12 protein-coding genes are annotated in these 16,840 nt (G+C 65.6%); 5 read left to right on the forward strand and 7 right to left on the reverse strand.

Annotation, left to right across the window (positions count from 1 at the left end):
* Positions 1–26: 26 nt before the first annotated feature.
* Positions 27–845: an enoyl-CoA hydratase gene (locus tag KTQ42_RS23465; protein ID WP_217348021.1), complete on the reverse strand. Its 819-nt coding sequence runs from the start codon at positions 843–845 to the stop codon at positions 27–29.
* A 72-nt stretch (positions 846–917) separates the two neighbouring features.
* Positions 918–2,108: a CaiB/BaiF CoA-transferase family protein gene (locus KTQ42_RS23470; RefSeq protein ID WP_217348022.1), complete on the reverse strand. Its 1,191-nt coding sequence runs from the start codon at positions 2,106–2,108 to the stop codon at positions 918–920.
* A 222-nt stretch (positions 2,109–2,330) separates the two neighbouring features.
* On the opposite strand from KTQ42_RS23470, the gene KTQ42_RS23475 reads away from it, so the two are divergent.
* Together KTQ42_RS23475 and KTQ42_RS23480 are read left to right on the forward strand one after the other, a co-directional pair.
* Positions 2,331–2,996, forward strand: a complete 666-nt coding sequence (locus KTQ42_RS23475) for a GntR family transcriptional regulator (RefSeq protein ID WP_217348023.1) — start codon at positions 2,331–2,333, stop codon at positions 2,994–2,996.
* 240 nt (positions 2,997–3,236) lie between these two features.
* Positions 3,237–5,873 carry a protein kinase gene (locus KTQ42_RS23480; RefSeq protein WP_217348024.1) on the forward strand — a complete coding sequence of 879 codons (2,637 nt, stop codon included), beginning with the start codon at positions 3,237–3,239 and terminating at the stop codon, positions 5,871–5,873.
* Between the two features lie 43 nt (positions 5,874–5,916).
* Here the strand turns inward: KTQ42_RS23480 and KTQ42_RS23485 are convergent, their stop codons facing one another.
* The 3 genes from KTQ42_RS23485 to KTQ42_RS23495 are packed head-to-tail and all read right to left on the reverse strand — an operon-like array spanning position 5,917 to position 9,815.
* Positions 5,917–6,060 (reverse strand): hypothetical protein, encoded by a 144-nt coding sequence (locus tag KTQ42_RS23485; RefSeq protein ID WP_217348025.1) that lies wholly within the window; start codon positions 6,058–6,060, stop codon positions 5,917–5,919.
* A 34-nt stretch (positions 6,061–6,094) separates the two neighbouring features.
* Positions 6,095–8,113, reverse strand: a complete 2,019-nt coding sequence (locus KTQ42_RS23490) for an alkyl sulfatase dimerization domain-containing protein (protein ID WP_217348026.1) — start codon at positions 8,111–8,113, stop codon at positions 6,095–6,097.
* A gap of 25 nt (positions 8,114–8,138) precedes the next feature.
* The gene (locus tag KTQ42_RS23495) at positions 8,139–9,815 is read right to left on the reverse strand and encodes an alkaline phosphatase D family protein (RefSeq protein ID WP_217348027.1); all 1,677 of its coding nucleotides are present in this window, start codon (positions 9,813–9,815) and stop codon (positions 8,139–8,141) included.
* A gap of 184 nt (positions 9,816–9,999) precedes the next feature.
* Here KTQ42_RS23495 and KTQ42_RS23500 point away from each other — a divergent pair, with 184 nt between their 5' ends.
* Complete coding sequence (locus KTQ42_RS23500) at positions 10,000–10,923, forward strand: LysR family transcriptional regulator (RefSeq protein WP_217348028.1); 924 nt, start codon at positions 10,000–10,002, stop codon at positions 10,921–10,923.
* Between the two features lie 28 nt (positions 10,924–10,951).
* Here the strand turns inward: KTQ42_RS23500 and KTQ42_RS23505 are convergent, their stop codons facing one another.
* Positions 10,952–11,878, reverse strand: a complete 927-nt coding sequence (locus tag KTQ42_RS23505; RefSeq protein ID WP_217348105.1) for a tripartite tricarboxylate transporter substrate binding protein — start codon at positions 11,876–11,878, stop codon at positions 10,952–10,954.
* A gap of 198 nt (positions 11,879–12,076) precedes the next feature.
* Here KTQ42_RS23505 and KTQ42_RS23510 point away from each other — a divergent pair, with 198 nt between their 5' ends.
* Both KTQ42_RS23510 and KTQ42_RS23515 read left to right on the forward strand, forming a co-directional pair.
* Complete coding sequence (locus tag KTQ42_RS23510) at positions 12,077–12,901, forward strand: IclR family transcriptional regulator (RefSeq protein ID WP_349292191.1); 825 nt, start codon at positions 12,077–12,079, stop codon at positions 12,899–12,901.
* Between the two features lie 153 nt (positions 12,902–13,054).
* Positions 13,055–15,403: a cytochrome P450/oxidoreductase gene (locus KTQ42_RS23515; protein ID WP_217348029.1), complete on the forward strand. Its 2,349-nt coding sequence runs from the start codon at positions 13,055–13,057 to the stop codon at positions 15,401–15,403.
* 174 nt (positions 15,404–15,577) lie between these two features.
* Here KTQ42_RS23515 and KTQ42_RS23520 read toward each other — a convergent pair whose 3' ends face one another.
* Positions 15,578–16,552 carry a tripartite tricarboxylate transporter substrate binding protein gene (locus KTQ42_RS23520; protein WP_217348030.1) on the reverse strand — a complete coding sequence of 325 codons (975 nt, stop codon included), beginning with the start codon at positions 16,550–16,552 and terminating at the stop codon, positions 15,578–15,580.
* Positions 16,553–16,840 lie beyond the last annotated feature (288 nt).

Here is a 16,840-nt window from a genome sequence, read left to right on the forward strand (position 1 = left end):
CTGTGCGCCTGTCTTGTAATTGCTTGCTACTTGCCCTTGAATACCGGCTTGCGCTTTTCCATGAAGGCGCGGCGGCCTTCGGCATAGTCTTCGCTCTCGAAGCAGTTGCGTATCAATGTCTGGCACAGTTCGCGGTCGAGGTCGGGCGAGGGCTTCAGGATCTCGGCGATGATGCGCTTGCCGGCATGGACCGTCAGCGGCGCATTGGCCGCTATCGCGTCGGTGTACTCGGCCAGCAACGCCTCCAGCGCCGCGGGCGGCGCGATGCGGCTGACCAGACCCAGCGATTTCGCCTCCTGCGCATTGATCCTGCGGGCGGTAAAGAACAGGTCCTTGGCGGCGCCGACGCCGATCAGGTCCACCAGGTTCTTCAGCGCGGAATAGCGGTAGCCCAGCCCGAGGCGGGCCGCCGGGATGGCGAACACCGCGTCGTCGGCGGCGATGCGGATGTCGCAGCTGATGGCCACATTGACGCCACCGCCGATGCAGTAGCCGCGTATCGCCGCCAGCGTCGGTTTGGCGCAGTGGTAGATGCTCATCAGCGCCTCTTCCGCCATCGCCTCGTAGAACGTCACGGCTTCGCGCGCGGCGCGCATGTCCTCGAACTGCGAGATGTCGGCGCCGGACACGAAGGCCTTCTCGCCGGCGCCGGAGAACGCCACCAGGCGGATCGCATCGTCCTTTTCGGCCTGCGTCAGTAGGGGCGGAATGGCTTGCCACATGTCGACCGACAGCGCGTTGTGGCGGGCCGGGTTGTTGAACCGGATGTGCAGCGTGGCGGCGTCCACCCAGGCTTCAACGCGATCGGTCGGGGACTGGTAGCTGGTATTTGAGTCAACTGGCATAGGGCTTTCCTGCAAGGCGTGTCGTGCAAATCGGAGGGTTGAACATGCAACGGGCCGGACCGGCCCGCCGCTTCAGAATACGCTGGCAGCGCGCAGCCGCTGGATCTCGGCGGCATCCAGGCCCAGTTCGGCCAACACCTCCTCGGTGTGCTCGCCGCGACGCGGCGCGGCCCGGGCGATGGTGCTGGGCGTGCGTTCGAGCTGGACCGGCTGGCCCACCAGGCGCTGATGCCCGAGATGCCTGGACTCGACTTCCTTGACCATGCCCAGGTGCTGCACCTGCGGCTCCTCGAATACGGCGCGCACGTCGTTGATCAGTCCGCAGGCCACGCCCCCGGCATTGAACTGCTCGATCCAGTAGGCGCAGTCCTGGTCGGCCAGGCGGCGGTTGATCTCGGCATTGAGGCTGTCGCGGTTGACCGAGCGGCCGGCCTTGTCGTGATAGCGCGGGTCCCCGATCCATTCCGGCGCGCCGAGGATTTCGCAAAAGCGCTCCCAGATCTTGGAACCGAACACCGCGATGTTGAGGTAGCCGTCGCGCGCCTTGTAGACGCCGGTGGGGATGCTGGTCGGATGGTAGTTGCCTGCCTGGCTCGGCACTTCGCCGTCGATCAGCCAGCGCGAGGTCTGGAAGTCCATCATGTAGACCATGGATTCCAGCAGCGAGGTGTGCAGCCATTGCCCCTTGCCGGACGCGCCGCGCTCTAGCAGCGCCACCAGGATGCCCTGCGCGGCGAAGATGCCGGCGCACAGATCGGCGATCGGGATGCCGACTCGCACCGGACCGTCGCCCGGCAAGCCGGTCACGGACATCAGGCCGCCCATGCCCTGCGCGATCTGGTCGAATCCGGGCCGCGAGGCATACGGCCCGGTCTGGCCGAAACCGGAAATGCTGGCATACACCAGGCCAGGATTGTCGCCGACCAGGGTGTCGTAGTCGATGCCGAGGCGGAACTTCACGTCCGGCCGGAAATTCTCCACCACCACGTCGGCGCCGGCAATCAAACGCTTCAGCAGCGCTATGCCTTCCGGCTGCTTCAGGTTCAGTGTCACCGAGCGCTTGTTGCGGTGGGTGTACTGGTAGTCCGAGCCTTCCTGGCCGCCCAGCGTATCGTCGCCGCGCATGTGTTCCGGCATCTGCACCTGGATCACGTCGGCGCCCCAGTCGGCCAGCTGGCGGCAGGCGGTGGGGCCAGCGCGCACCTGAGTCAGGTCAATCACACGGAACCGGGAAAGCGCGCTGGATGCGGGCATATGAGGCATGGCGATGTCTCCAATAATTTTTTTGATCAGCGCGGTCAGTATCACCGCCTGTTCCGCTAAGTGTCAACACTTTGCGCTTTATCGTTGACTATTTTTCCGTTTTTGGAAGCGCTTTCGCGGGTCGGTACTTACCTCGGTGATATACTTTCCCCTTTGCGGCCGCCTCCATCGAAGCGGCCATTGGCGACCAGCCCTCACCAGTTACCGGGAATGACCAGGCACATGACAACGCCGCAAACCAGGCCCGAACAGGGACTCTCGCTGTCGATCGCGGAGCAACTGAAGCATCTAATTTTCACCGGCGAGATCGCGCCCGGTGAGCGCATCAACGAAGCGGCGCTGGCCTTGCGCATGGGCACCAGCCGCGGCCCGATACGCGAGGCGATCCGCATCCTGACCGGCCTGGGCATCGTCACGGCGGTAGTCAACAAGGGCGTGTTCGTGCGCACAATCTCGGTGCGCGAGATGCTGGACATCTATGAGCTGCGGGCACTGGTATTCGGCTTCGCTGCCCAGCGCGCCGCCGAAAACATCACCGACGCCGAGCGCGCCGAGTTCGAGCGCCTGCTGGCGGGGATGGACCAGGCAGCGGAAGCCGATGACGGCGCGCTGTACTACGACATCAACCTGGAGTTTCATGCGCTGATTCTGCGCCTGTCGGGCAATGCCCGGGCGCAGCAGGCCTACTTCGATTATGTGAACGAGCTGCATCTTTTCCGGCGCCGCTATTTCAATGCGCCCGGCAACATGCGCAAGTCCAATGCAGAGCATCGGCTGATCTATGAGGCCATTACCAGCGGCTCGGCCGCCCGTGCCAAGACCATGGCCGAACGCCATGTCTGGTCCGGCCGCCAGCGGCTGCTGGCAACGCTGGACCGGCAGGTCTGACGGCCGGGTGCCAGCTCGTTTCGCAGGTCGCGCCGTTGCTGGCTGCATGCCTGGCCGCACTAGGACAGCAGCCTGGCCGAACCATCGCTGACGGAAATCATCGAACTCTACTGAATCCGCCCGGATAGATGACGCCGGCCGGTGCCATGCCCAGGAAGCCCTTGGCAGCGGCGCGATGTGGCGTATGCTGAATCAACGCCCGCCGCCCTGCCGGCCCGACCATCCACATCGACAGATCTCATGGAAAGCAACGAATACGGCAATGCCGCTGCCGGCCAGACAATGCGGGAAAGCGGTTCCTTCAGGTCCAGGCTGGAACAGGCCGGCGGCAGAGTGCTTGCCGGCGGCGCCCGCCTGGGCGAGTTCGAGATCGTCGGGCTGATAGACGAGAGCGAGGTTGGCATCACCTATCTTGCCTACGACCATGCCATGCGGCGTGATATCACCGTCTGGGAATACATGCCTGCCCGACTGGCCTCGCGCGGCCGCTCCGGCCATGTCGAACCCAGACGGGAGGCGGACCAGCAAGGATACGCCGCTGGCCTGGCTGCGTTCCTCAGCGAGGCAAGAGTACTGTGCCGTTTCGATTCGCCATTCCTAGTGAGGATATTGCGCTTTTGGGAAGCCAACGGCACCGGCTACATGGCCATGCCGTTCTACCAGGGCATGCTGTTGCAGGAAGCCGTGGAAAGCGGCCGCATCCAGCCCAACGAGGACTGGATCAAGTCGCTACTGGCCCAATTGTTCGAGCCGCTGGACATGATGCATGCGGCGCATTGCTACCATCCTGGCATTGCGCCGGGCAACATCCTGCTGTTGGCCAACGGCCGGCCGCTGCTGCTCGATTTCGGGGCGGCGCAGCGGGTGCTGGGCGCCGGCGGACATGGCCCCGCAACCGACCTGCGCAGCGGCTTTGCGGCGATCGAGGAATACGAGGATATTCCTAACCTGAAACAGGGGCCGTGGACCGACGTCTATGCGCTCGCCGCGGTAGCCTACTTCTTGGTGGCCGGCAAGCTGCCGCCGCCGGCGCCGTCACGGGTGGCCAGCGATGCAATGCCAGCGGCGCAGCAGGCTGGCGCGGCCCGTTACAGCGCCGCCTTTCTGGCCGCGCTGGACCAGGCGCTGGCGGTCAGGCCCGAGCAACGTTTCCAGTCCATCGATGCGTTCCGTCGCGCGCTGGGCATCAAGCTTGGCGCCCGGCAGGGTGTGCCGCCCGAGCGGCCCGCGCCGGAGCGGCAAGGGCCCGAGCGACAGGAGCCGTCCGGCTTGCAGGGCGGCGATACGTCGACGATGCGGCAGCCGGACGCCTATGCCGGCGCCGGCACCGGCACCCATAGGCCGCATGGCAGGAGAAAGCGCTACCCGGCGAAGTCACGGCGAACCAAGTGGATCGCCGTGATCGCAGCGCTGCTAGTGCTAATTGGCGCCGGACTCTGGATCATGCAGGGGCCGGACCAGGCCGTCGTGCGCAGCGAGGCGCCGATGTCGGCGCCGGCCGCCACGGCCAGCGCGGGCAAGCCCGAAGAAGCGCCTGCCGCTGCCGATCCATCCTTGCAGACAGCGGCACCTGCGTCATCGCCATCACCCGTACCGGCACCGGCTGCCTCCAGCGCTGCCGCCGCGCCCACGGGCGCAAGCCGCGAGGAAGCGCAATGGCTGCTGGCGTTTAGCCTGAACAATGCGGCCGCCTATGAAGCCTATCTGCGTGACTATCCGAATGGCCGCTTTGCGCCGATTGCCCGCGCAGCGCTCGAGCGTATCCGCGCTGTGGCAGAGGAAGCGCCGCCAGCGCCCTCGCCCGCCGTGACTGCGGTATCGGAGGAGGAAACCCTGTGGAAGGCGGTGCGCAACATCGACATGCCGCTGGTCTATGAATCCTTCCTGGGCAGATACCCGAACGGCCGCCATGCAGCCGACGCGCGTGTCCGGCTGGCACGCCTGAGGCCCGCGCCGACGGAACCGCGTGTGCCGCCGGGCCAGGTCGCGCAGGAGGCCGCCGGCAGGCCCTCTCCCTACATTGGCAACAGCAGCGGCGGCAGTGACAGCCGCACGCCCGGCCTAGCGCCTGGTGCGGGCACCGAGCCACCGGCAACGTCGCTGGCCCGGCCGGCCACTGAAGCCAATGTGCCGGCGCCGCAGTCGCCAGCTTCGGCACAGCCGTCCCAGTCGCCCTCCGACAGGGTGGCGCCGGCAGCACCGCCGGCCTCCGCGGCGCCGCGCAACGAGCCTGCCAATGCGGCCGCGCAGGAAGCCGAGAGCGAGCGCGAAGCAGCGCCCGAGCCGCCGCTGCCCAGGACCCGCACGCTGAGATTGCCGAACCAGATCATGACCGGCGATTTCACTCCTGATCCGGTGACGGGCCTGGTATCGGGCAGGGGACGCATTATCTGGGACAACGGCGACCAGTTCGACGGCACTATGGTGCGCGGCCAGAAGGAAGGCCGCGGGGAATTTCGCTGGGCCAACGGGCAGCGCTACAGCGGCGACTGGTCGCGCGACCAGCCCAATGGCAGGGGCACGATCCAGTATCCCAACGGCGACCGCTATACCGGCGACATGCGTGCCGGCCTGCCCAATGGCAGCGGCACCCTGACCTTCGCCAACGGCAACCGTTACCGCGGCGAAGTCAGGGATGGCCTGCCGAATGGCACCGGCGTGAACCGCTTTGCCAATGGCGACCTCTACAGCGGCGCATGGAGCCGCGGCAAGGCGCAGGGCCAGGGGCGCTATACCTGGGCCAACGGCGACTACTGGGAAGGCGAATTCAGCAACGATGCCAAGACCGACGACGGCAGGCTGGTGTCGGCCGGCACCGGCGCGGCGGCTACCCGGCCGCAGGCCAGCGGCAATGCGCCGTCGCGACCGGCGCAGTGATGCTGCTTGCCGGCAGGGCCGCGACCTGCCGCGTGCAAGGTTCTCAGCCCCTGGCGTTGCGCTCCGGGGCTGCTGCCCTGCCCCTGGCCATGCCGGGCGGATAGTCGATGATGCGGGCCGGGCCGGATGGCGCCGGCTCGGGCTGCCAGGGCCGGTCGCCGTTGCGCGCGCCGCATAAGGAAGTCATGGGCTTGCGACTTGCATGCAGCTCCAGTCGGCCGTCAGCGAGCTGCCGGCGTGACAATATTGAAGGAAGGCGAAAAGCTGTCCAGCATCCCGAACAGCGACGCCAGTGCCTGCTGGTCACCCGTCACCTGCATTTGGCCTGAACGGATTGCGTCGCCTGGCTTGACCTGCCCGGCAAATACCGCGTTGAGCACCGGCTTGCGCAGCGTGATGGTGGCAGTCGGCGCCGGATGCGCGGCATCGGCGCGATAGGTCAGCGCGCTATTGTTGAGCGCCATCGCATAGCGCTGCTCCAGGTCGGGAAACACCCAGTTGATGCGCATGGCCTTGCCGGCTGCCTTGTCGGCATTGAGCCGCACCGCCAGGAAGTCGAAGAACATCGGCACCGTCAGCGCCTTCACCAGGTCTGCCGATGCCGCTCCCGGCGTCGGCGGCACAGTCACGCCTTTGCGCAGTTCCTGCGCGCCGCTCAGGTAGGCATTGCGCCAGGTGCTGTTCTCGCTCTGGTAGCCCAGCTGCTCCAGCGCGGCGGCCTGCAGTTGGCGCGCGGCCTGGTTCTCCGGTTCGGCAAACACCAGTTGGTTGCCGATCTGCGCGACCCAGCGGTAATCCCCCTGGCTGTAGGCCGCACGTGCCCTGGCCAGCACCGCATCGGTGCCGCCCATCCAGGCAATCGTGCGGCGCGCGGTTTCCACCGGGGGCAGCGGGTTGAGGTTGGCCGGATTGCCGTCGTAGAAGCCAAGGTAGCGCTGGTACACCGCTCGCACGTTATGGCTTATGGAGCCGTAGTAGTCGCGCGCATACCACTGGCTGGCCAGCGGTTCGGGCAGCGTGTGCAGTCGCTCGGTGATTTCCATCGGCGTATAGCCCTGGTTCATCAGCCGCAGCGTCTGGTCGTTGAGATAGGCATACATGTCGCGCTGGTCGGCCAGCAGCCGGTTGATGTGCTCCTTGCCCCAGGTCGGCCAGTGGTGCTGGCCCAGCAGCACGTCCGACTGCGGGCCATAACGCGCCAGGGTCTCGTCCAGGTAGTAGGACCACTGCTTTGCATCGCGCACCTTGGCGCCACGCAGCGTCAGCAGATTGTGCTGCGTGCGCACCGCATTCTCGGCGATGCACAGGGTGCGCATCTGCGGGAAGTACAAATTCATTTCCGACGGCGCTTCGGTGCCCGGCGTCAATTGGAACTCGATGTCCACGCCGTCGATGCGGCGCGTCTCCACCGGCTTTTCGATTAGCAGGCTAGGCGCGATCAGCGTGACCGTGCCGCGTGACAGCCCCTTGCCCAGGCCGGCATCAACCTGTCCGGTCGGGCTTTTCGGCAGTAGCGCGCCGTACATGTACTGGGCGCGCCGGCTCATCGCCGTGCCGGCCAGCACATTCTCGCTGATGGCCTCTTCCATGAAGCCCGACGGCGCAATCACCTGCACCCTGCCGGCCTTCACATCGTCCTCGCTGATCACGCCCCTGACGCCGCCAAAATGGTCAATATGGCTGTGGGTATAGACCACCGCGCTGACCGGTCTGGCGGGACGGTGCCGGAAATACAGGTTCAGTGCGGCACGTGCGGTTTCGGCCGACAGCAGCGGGTCAATGACGATGATGCCGTTGTCGCCTTCGACAATGGTCATGTTGGCCAGGTCCAGTCCGCGGATCTGGTAGACCCGATCGGTCACCTTGAACAGGCCCGACACATTGTTCAGGCGCGCCTGTCGCCACAGGCTGGGATTGACGGTGGCCGGCGCCTCGTCGCCGCTTTCGAAGGCATAGGCCTGCGCATCCCAGGCCACGCGGCCATCGGCGGTGCGGATCTGCGGCTGGTCCAGCCCGGCGATATGGCCGCGCTGCGCGTCCTCAAAGTCCTGGCGGTCGGCGAAGGGCAAACGCCTGAGCCAGTCCTGCTGGGACTGTACAGTGGCCGGCTCGGCCGCCAGTGGGCCGATATTGCCGGCATTGCCAGCCTCCGGCCTGGGGCCGGCGCAGGCGCAGAGCGACAACGCCATGGCTAGTGCGGCAAGGCAGGGGGCGCGGCGCGCCGCAGGGATCTTGTTCATGGTCATCGGTAGAAAGGCGGCTTGCTCAGCCGCGTGGAATCTCCAGCACATCATAGGGTTCCAGCCGGCTAATGGCATCGAAGGGATCGGGCTCGCGCCAGGCAAAAAGCTGGCACACCATGCGCTCGGGCGTGATATCGACGATGGAAAACCCATTCTTTTCCATCGGCTTGCCATTGCGCTCCAGCGTCAGCGCATCCGGCGCGCCGGGCCCGAGGCCGCGCGGACCGCTGGGCCAGCCGGCCATGCCGGTGCCGAGCGGACCATTGAGGATGATATGCATCGGATTGGCGCGCAGGTCGATGTCGCCGCTTCGGGTCATGCGGTCCCAGCCAGTCGCATGCAGATCGCCCGACATCATCACCGCGGGCCGCCGCTGCTGGGCCATCGCCGCGACGATGCGCTGGTGCTGGCCGAACCAGCCCGACTGCCACATGTATTTCTGGCGCGCAGTGGACAGACGCATATTGGTGCCGCGGACGCTGCCAAAGCGCTGCGACAGCACGGCCGGCGGCGCCGCCATGATCTCGTCCGACACCACCACATCGGGATACCATTCGCGCCACTTGCCGGCCGACCAGCCGAAGGGCGTGGACGGCATGTGGATCATGTGCCGCGCATCCGAGACACGGGTGCGGTCCAGCAGCCATCTCTCGGCTTCGGGCGGCACCAGCCCGGCATGCCTGTCCTTCAAGGACAGATAGCGACCGCAGTCATACATCAGCATTTCCAGAAGCTTGCCGTAGCGCAGGGTGCCGAAGCACTCCGACACGCCGGCGGCGCGGTCAGCCGCATTGGTGCCCGGCAGGATCTGCGAGCGGCTGCGGTCGGGCAGGAATTCGGGGAAGTACATGTCCTGCACCGTGCGCGCCAGCGTCAGGTCGAAATTGTCGGGCGGGAAGGTAATGAAATTTTCCTCGGCCTCGTCGTTCTCGAAATAATCATGGTCGTCCATCAGGAAGAACACCGGCGTCGAGCGCAGCCGGGTGCCGTACAGATGGGCAATCTGCGGGTCCACCATCTTCTTCAATAGCGGCTCGTTGGCCGTGCCCAGCACGGCCTGGCTGGTGTCGAACATGCCGACCTGGTTGTAGTAGTCGGTGGCGGCCTTGCGAATGGTGGGGCTGGCGCTTTCCAGCCAGGTGCGCTGGTCCTGGTAGACATGGTCGCCGTTGGCGATCACGGCATCGGGCCGGTAGGACAGGCCGCGCTCCAGCAGCGCATGGCGGATGGCCAGCGAGCGGAAGGCTTCCATGCCGCCCGGGCCCTTCGCATCCGGATTGCCGCCGGCGCAGGTGTAGACCAGGAGCCGCACTCGTTCCGGCATGGCGTCCGGCAGCGGGAAGGTCTTCAGCGGCCAGGTGGCGCACAGGGCCCGGCCGTTGACGCCCAGGATCTGCAGCGTGTACACCGTGTCGCTCTTCAAGCCGGCGGCGTCGAAGCGCCAGAACGTGCCTGCGGTGTCTGTACGCTGCCCCACGACGTTCCTGCCGTTGACCGACAGCCGTGGCGCTTCCGTCAGCGGGGTGCGGAATGATGCCTTGATCAGGAAGCGCTCATGGCTGGCGGCGGGCAGCAAGTGGGCAAGCTCGCCGGCATGCCAGTCGTCGCTGGCCAGCAGGTCGGCTGCGGGCAGTGCGATGCCGGCGGCAAGCAGGGCGCCGGTCTGCAGGAACTGGCGGCGGGAAAGGCGGTTCGGCATGGTGTCTCCATCGTGTGATCGTGTGCATGGACCCGACGGCATCTGCGCGCCTTTCATGGCGGGTCCTCATGGCAGTGCAGCGCGGATGGCTTGCGCCGGTCCGCCTGCAGCCGACAACTATCGGCCCGCCAACCTATAAAGTAAAATAACCGCCACGTTTGACTCCATAACTTCCCGGAATGCCATGCTCGGTGATGATTTTCAGTATTTCCTGGCGCTGGCAGCAACCGGCACCATCACCGGCACGGCCGAGCACCTGGGCATTTCCCAACCCGCGCTGAGCAAGGCCATGCAGCGGCTGGAGCGCAAGGTCGGCGCCAGGCTGGTGACCCGCAGCGCGCGCGGCATCGAGCTGACCGAGGCTGGAAAGGCATTTCATGCCCGCCTGCAGGCAGCCAGCCGCGACATGGAAGATGCCGTGCAGGAAGCGCGCAACCTCGGCGGCAACGATGCCGGCCTGCTGCGCATGGGCGTCACGCCCGCCACCACCGACTTCACGCTACAGGCGCTACTGCCGGCGCTTACCGTGGAACGGCCGGCGGCCAGCATCGCCTTCACCACCGCCTTCAGCAACGCCATGATGGAAAAGGTGAGCCGGCGCGATGTCGAACTGGCGGTCTGCCCGGTGCCGGAACGCCTGGATGCCGCGCTGGAATGCGAGACGCTGTATGAAGATCCGTGCAGCCTGATGATGCAGAGCAGCCATCCCCTTGCGCGCAAGGAGACGATCAGCCTGGACGACATCACCCGCTATCCCTGGGCCGCGACCGGTCAGCATGAATTTACCCGGCTGCAGGTGCGCAGCGCCTTCGCAAGGCGCGGCCTGTCGCTGCCGCGCATCGTGGTGGAAGCGGACACGCTCAATGCGCTGATACTCGTGGTGGCGCGCACCGGGCTGATCAGCATGATCAACACCCGCAATGTGCAGGCCGGCGGCCTGCCCGGTAACGTCGTGGTGCGGCCGCTTGCCTTGTCGGGCATGGACCGGCGCATCGGCATCCTGCGCCGCGCCGGCTACCTGTCGCCGATCGCGCAGCGCGCAGTGGAGTTGCTGCGCGCCGAAACGGCGCCAAAAGAAATTGCCGCGCCATCGGATGACGCGGCATGAAGGCTTAAAGGTTTCAAGGCCTGCAGATTTAATCGAGCGTGATCTTCTGCTCGCGGATCAGCTTGTGCCAGCGTACTGTCTCGCTCTTGAGCAAGTCGGCATATTGCTGCGGGCTGTTTGCTACCGGCTCGACGCCGAAGTCGATCAGGCGCTGCTTCACCGCTGGCTGATTCACCGCGCTCACTAGCTGTCGGTTCAGCGTGCCCAGCACATCGGCCGGCAGGCCGGCGGGCGCGACCACCCCGACCAGTGCGGCGGCCTCGATATTCTTGTAGCCCAGTTCGGCGAAGGTCGGCACGTCGGGCAGCTGCGGCAGGCGGGTGGCATTGGCCACCGCCAGCGGCCGGATCTTGCCAGCCTTGATGAAGCCGCCGCCGGCAGCCAGGTCGACCATCATCGCGGGAATCTGGTTGCCAGCGAGGTCAGACAGCGCGGGTGCAGCGCCGCGGTAGGCCACATGCTGCATGTCCACGCCCGCGGCCACCTTCAGCAGCTCCATCGCCAAGTGATGCGGGCTGCCGGCGCCGGCGGAGCCATAGCTGATGCTGCCGGGACGGGCCTTGGCCCTGGCGATGAAGTCCTTCGCGTCCTTGGCTTCCGAACCCGGCCCCACCACCAGGATCATCGGGAAGCGGCCAATCAGGGTGACCGGCGTCAGGTCTTTTTCAGGGTTGTAGCTGAGCTTGGAATACAGGGCCGAGTTGAACACCATGGTGCCGTTGTCGGCATTCAGGATAGTGTAGCCGTCGGCCGGCGCGCGCGCCGTCTCCGATGCGGCGATCGCGGTATTGGCGCCGGCCTTGTTCTCGATGATGACCGGCTGCTTGACCTGTTCGGACAGGGCCTGGCCAACGGTGCGCGCCAGGAAGTCGGAACCGCCGCCCGGCGGATACGGCACCAGCCAGCGGATCGGCTTGGACGGATAGGACTGCGCATGCGCGGCAACGCCGGACATCAGGACGGGCAATGCAATGAGGCAGCTTGCCAACAGTTTTTTCAAGGTGTTCTCCTGTCTGGGATGGTTGACTGACTTGACTAACTTGAAGACGTTTTTAATTTTTGCGTAATGCTACTACGCCTTGCGTAAAATAGCGAAGCCGGCGCCGCGTGGCGCCTTTCCGGCCTCCCCTACCCTTTCCGAAAGACCAGCCAAGTGACCAAGAAGCTGCCGCAGCAATCCGAAGAGCGCCGCCGCCGGGTGCAATCCGCCGAAGTGGGCATGGGCATACTGAAGGCCCTGTGCCGCCTGGGCGGCGCAGCCAGCCTGACAGCCGTGGCTGCCGAAGTGCAGGAAAGCACGGCCAAGGTGCACCGCTACATGGCCAGCCTGATCCAGGAAGGCATGGTGGCGCAGAACCCGGCCACCCAGCATTACTACCTCGGGCAGCAGGCCATTGCAATCGGCCTGGCCGCATTGCGCCAGTGCGACCCGATCCGCCTCGGCGAACCGGCGCTGGTGCGGCTGCGCGAGCAGTTGCAGGTAACTTGCTTTCTGGCCGTGATGGGCAACCAGGGCCCGACCATACTGCGCTTCGAGGAACCCGGCCTGCCCATCACCATCAATGTGCGCGCCGGCTCGGTGATGCCACTGCTCTGGTCAGCCACCGGTCAGGTCTTCCTGAGCTATCTCGACGATGCCGCCGTCAGCAGCCAGGCAGAACATGAACTGGCCGCCGCCGGCAAGGCCCAGCGCGCGCTGTTGACCGGCAGGAATCCAATCGACGCCTTGCGCCGCCGGGTAAGGCGCCAGGGCTGCGCCACCATTTGCGGCACCCTGCTGCCCGGCATCAGCGCCGTGGCCGCGCCCGTGTTTGACTACAACGGGCATCTGTGCGCGGTGCTGACCGCACTGGGTGCCTCGGGTGGCTTTGACATCACGCCCGAAGGCGGCATCGTCGCCGAGGTGATGCGCGAGGCGGCCAGCATCAGCGCCGTGATGGGCTACACCGGCGCCGGGGCGGCCGCCGCAAACGCCTGACTGCAACGCTCGGCGCGATATTACGCAAAGCGTAGTATGATTACGCAGAACGGTCCGGCAGGATGGCAGCATCCGAGACGCCGCCGGACCGGCAGCCCCAGCGCCGGCGTCCAGCCAGGCCGGGTTTAAGCCATGCATCATGCGGAGCGACTCATGCACACCCCTTCCTCTCCCGCCGGCGCGGCCGGCTGCCCGATCGACCACCAGGCGCTATCACCTCCCCGCTCGCCGACCGGCTGCCCGGTCAGCCAGCAGGCAGCGCAGTTCGACCCCTTCGACGATGCCTATCAGCAGGACCCGCCTGAGTACCTGCGCTGGGCGCGCCAGCAGGAGCCGGTGTTCTACAGCCCGAAGCTAGGCTATTGGGTGGTCAGCCGCTATGACGACATCAAGGCGGTGTTTCGCGACAACATCACCTTCAGCCCTTCCATTGCGCTGGAAAAGATCACGCCCACCGGCGACGAAGCTAATGCGGTGCTGGCGTCCTACAACTATGCAATGAACCGCACCCTGGTCAACGAGGACGAGCCGGCCCACATGGCGCGGCGCCGGGTGCTGATGGAGCCGTTCACGCCGGAAGCGCTGAAGCACCATGAGCCGCTGGTGCGGCGCCTGGCGCGGGAATACGTGGACCGCTTCATAGATGACGGCCGCGCCGACCTGGTCGACCAGATGCTGTGGGAAGTGCCGCTGACCATTGCGCTGCATTTTCTCGGCGTGCCGGAGGAAGACATGGACCTGCTGCGCAAGTACTCGATTGCCCATACGGTCAACACCTGGGGCCGGCCCAGGCCGGAGGAACAGGTGGCAGTGGCCCATGCGGTGGGCAACTTCTGGCAGCTGGCCGGCCAGATCCTGGAAAAGATGCGGCGCGACCCGTCCGGTCCCGGCTGGATGAAATACGGCATCCGCATGCAGGCCGACTACCCTGACGTGGTCACCGATTCGTATCTGCATTCGATGATGATGGCCGGCATCGTGGCCGCCCATGAGACCACCGCGAATGCCACCGCGAATGCGGTCAAGCTGCTGCTGCAGCATCCCGGCGCATGGCACGAGCTGTGCCAGGACCCGAGCCTAATTCCCAACGCGGTGGAGGAATGCCTGCGCCACAACGGGTCGGTGGCCGCATGGCGCCGGCTTGCCACGAAGGCAGCGCGCATTGGCGAAGTCGATATCCCAGCAGGCGCGAAGCTGCTGATCGTGATGTCGTCGGCCAACCATGACGAACGCCACTTCACCGACGCCGACATGGTCGACATCCGCCGCGACAATGCAAGCGACCACCTGACCTTCGGCTATGGCGCCCACCAGTGCATGGGCAAGAACCTGGCGCGCATGGAGCTGCAGATCTTCCTGGAGGAACTCACCAAGCGCCTGCCGCACATGCGCCTGGCCGAGCAGCGGTTTTCCTATGTGCCTAACACCTCGTTTCGCGGGCCGGAGCATTTGTGGGTGGAATGGGACCCGCAGGCCAATCCGGAGCGGCAGGATCCGGCGCTGCTGCAGGCGACTTCGCCGGTGCGCATCGGCGAGACGTCGCACCATGTGCTGGGTCGCACCGTCCGCGTGGAAAGCGTAACCATGGTGGCGCAGGACATCGCCAGGCTGCGCCTGGCAGCGCTCGACGGCCGGGCCATGCCGCGCTGGACGCCGGGCTCGCATATCGACATTGAGTGCGGCGCGCCGGAATTGTCGCGCCAGTATTCGCTGTGCGGCGATCCGGCCGATGGCAACGCCCTGGAAATCGCGGTGCTGCGCGACCCGGAAAGCCGTGGCGGCTCGCGCTGGGTGCATGCGAATGTGCGGCCGGGCGACCTGCTCACGATCCGCGGCCCGCGTAACCATTTCCGCTTCGATGAAAGCGCCGGCAAGGTGATTTTCATCGCCGGTGGCATTGGCATTACGCCGATCCTGGTCATGGCCCGTCGCGCCAGGGAGCTGGGCATGGACTATGTGCTGCATTACGCCGGCAGGTCACGCGCCACCATGGCCTTCGTCAATGAACTGGCCGCGCTGCACGGCAAGCGCCTGCATCTGTACTGCAAGGACGAGGGCGCCCGGCTCGACTTGCCGGCGCTGCTGGACGTGCCGCAGCCAAACACCCAGGTCTATGCCTGCGGCCCGGTGCGCATGCTCGAAGCGCTGCAACAAGCTTGCGCCCGCTGGCCCGAGGATGCACTGCGCATCGAGCATTTCCACGCCAGCACGAGCGCGCTCGACCCGGCTAAGGAGCATGCGTTCGAGGTGGAACTGAAGGATTCCGGTCTGACCCTGACCGTGGCGCCCGAACAGACCCTACTGACGGCGCTGCGCGCGGCCAACATCGACGTGCAGAGCGACTGCTGCGAAGGGCTTTGCGGTTCCTGCGAGGTACGGGTGCTGTCGGGGGCGGTAGACCACCGGGATGTGGTGTTGACCCGCGCCGAGCGCGAGGCGAACAACAAGATGATGGCTTGCTGCAGTCGCGCAGTGGGCGGGAGGATTGTGCTGGAGCTGTAGCAAAGCGACTGCCTGCCAGGCGGCCGCTAACAAACGTACCCCGGATGAAACATAGCTTCACTCGGGGTACGCTAGCCACTAGCAGCAGGAATGCTCACAAAATCAAACCTATTTACAGTAAAGATTCCCGTTTAGCCATCATTGGTGTTTGCCAGGGCACAAGTTTTGTCGCAATCAATCCAGCGTGATATTCGCCTTCTTGATCACATCTCCCCAGTAATCCAGCTCCTTCTTCACTAGGCTGCCCAGCGCTTGCGGCGGCATGTACCGCACCTCCACGCCCTGGGTGGCAGCGCGGGCCTTCGTCTCGGGCTGCTCCAGCGCCAGCTTGACGTCCTGGGTCAGCTTGTCGACCGCGGGCTGCGGCGTGCCAGCCGGCGCGAACAGTGCTACCCAGGCTTCCAGCTCGAAGCCCGGCACGCCCGCTTCCGCGGTGGTGGGCACATTCGGCAGGCCAGGATGGCGCGACTTGCCGGCCACGGCCAGGGCCTTGAGCTTGCCCGACTGGATATGTTGGATCACTGAAGGCGGCGTGGTGATGAACATCTGCACCTGGCCGGCGAGCACGTCCTGGATCGCCTGGCCCGAACCCTTGTACGGCACGTGCGTAATCACGGTGCCGGTCTGCTGCTTGAAGAGTTCGGTGCCCAGGTGTGACAGCGAGCCGTTGCCCTGCGACGCATAATTGACCTTGCCCGGGTTCTTCTTCAGGTAATCCACCAATTCCTTCAGACTGTTGACCGGCAGCGAGGGATGCACGGTGATCACGTTGGTTGCCACCGTGATCAGGCCTACCGGTGTGAAGTCCTTCGGCGCCCAGGGCAGGTCTTTCATCAGCCAGGGATTGCCGGTGTGGTAGGCGGAATAGGAAGCTAGCAAAGTGTAGCCGTCCGGCTTGGCGCGCCCCACGGCCTGGTAGGCGATGTTGCCGCTGCCGCCCGGACGGTTGTCTATCACCACGGATTGCTTGATGACTTTCGCCAGCGGATCGCCGACCAGGCGCGCGGAGGTGTCAACCAGCCCGCCGGGCGGGTTGGGCACCACGATGGTAATGCTCCGGGCCGGGAAGTCCTGGGCATAAGCGGCTGCGGCGGTGGCAGCCAACAGGGTAGCGCCGGCAAGTTTGCGTAACATGGTTTGTCTCCTCATTCTTCGGTCACAGGGAAAGTCATGGCATTGCTGCCCTGGTTTGCCGGGCGCACGGCAGCGTCAGGCTGGATCTATCTGGCAGGCCGGATCATATAATTCTTTTGGCACATTCGCTCATGCCGGACCTGCGTCATTGGCGAAAGTCGGCTTAGTGAGCTATGCCTTTGGACGGCAGTGTGGCGGGCGGCACACTCCATGTCATTCTTTCAGCATCGGGCGTGGACATGGACAAACAGATTGCTGACGGTCTCAGGGTACTCGAGCTGGGCCAATGGAGTGTTGGCCCCT

Origin of the sequence: Noviherbaspirillum sp. L7-7A, from assembly GCF_019052805.1 — a bacterium.
Lineage (GTDB): Bacteria > Pseudomonadota > Gammaproteobacteria > Burkholderiales > Burkholderiaceae_D > Noviherbaspirillum_A.

Bases quoted from the DNA above. Each gene is read 5' to 3' on its own strand.
- KTQ42_RS23475 (WP_217348023.1), top strand. From the start codon at position 2,331: ATGACAACGCCGCAAACCAGGCCCGAACAGGGACTCTCGCTGTCGATC.
- KTQ42_RS23520 (WP_217348030.1), bottom strand. From the start codon at position 16,552: ATGAGGAGACAAACCATGTTACGCAAACTTGCCGGCGCTACCCTGTTG.
- KTQ42_RS23465 (WP_217348021.1), bottom strand. From the start codon at position 845: ATGCCAGTTGACTCAAATACCAGCTACCAGTCCCCGACCGATCGCGTT.
- KTQ42_RS23470 (WP_217348022.1), bottom strand. From the start codon at position 2,108: ATGCCTCATATGCCCGCATCCAGCGCGCTTTCCCGGTTCCGTGTGATT.
- KTQ42_RS23490 (WP_217348026.1), bottom strand. From the start codon at position 8,113: ATGAACAAGATCCCTGCGGCGCGCCGCGCCCCCTGCCTTGCCGCACTA.
- KTQ42_RS23495 (WP_217348027.1), bottom strand. From the start codon at position 9,815: ATGCCGAACCGCCTTTCCCGCCGCCAGTTCCTGCAGACCGGCGCCCTG.
- KTQ42_RS23515 (WP_217348029.1), top strand. From the start codon at position 13,055: ATGCACACCCCTTCCTCTCCCGCCGGCGCGGCCGGCTGCCCGATCGAC.
- KTQ42_RS23500 (WP_217348028.1), top strand. From the start codon at position 10,000: ATGCTCGGTGATGATTTTCAGTATTTCCTGGCGCTGGCAGCAACCGGC.
- KTQ42_RS23505 (WP_217348105.1), bottom strand. From the start codon at position 11,878: ATGTCCGGCGTTGCCGCGCATGCGCAGTCCTATCCGTCCAAGCCGATC.
- KTQ42_RS23485 (WP_217348025.1), bottom strand. From the start codon at position 6,060: ATGACTTCCTTATGCGGCGCGCGCAACGGCGACCGGCCCTGGCAGCCC.
- KTQ42_RS23480 (WP_217348024.1), top strand. From the start codon at position 3,237: ATGGAAAGCAACGAATACGGCAATGCCGCTGCCGGCCAGACAATGCGG.